We start from the raw sequence: 542 nt of genomic DNA on the forward strand, positions 1-542 counted from the left end.
ACATAGTATAGACGGTCGTTGTAGCCTTGCTGTTCGATCAATACGGAGCCGGCCAACACAGTCAGCCGACGTTCGATATGATTAAAGTAGCGTTCTACTAACGCATCTAACTTGGTTTCGTACATGTATTACCCAATATGCCCAACCGTATGAAGAATCCACACCATCACAAAGCTTAGCAGCACACCAACAATACCAAGTACCGCACCTACTCTCGCCATTTGGCTACTTTCTACATGACCAGTGGCATGCGCGAGCGCGTTAGGCGGTGTACTGATAGGCAATGACATACCAAGCGAAGCCGCGAAGGTCACAACAAGGATAAGCGTGACTTCACCACCTAATGGCGTCAAAGAAGCCATGGACGTACCAAGTGCAGCCATTATTGGCATCAGCAAGTTGGCTGTGGCCGTGTGTGACATGAAGTTTGCCATTAGTAAGCAAAGGAATGCCGCGCCGAATAGCACCACATAAGGCGAGAATTCATCAAACGGAATACTGTGTACCACCAGCTTCGCAAGCCCTGTTTTGTCGAGCGCTAA

General features: G+C 48.9%; 1 protein-coding gene. It reads right to left on the bottom strand.

Going from position 1 to position 542, the window contains the following annotated elements:
- Nucleotides 1–128 precede the first annotated feature (128 nt).
- The coding region (locus tag R7Q46_RS29695) for an anion permease (protein ID WP_318078656.1) at nt 129–542 on the bottom strand (414 nt) is incomplete at its 5' end.

This window comes from Vibrio sp. 811 (genome assembly GCF_033339195.1).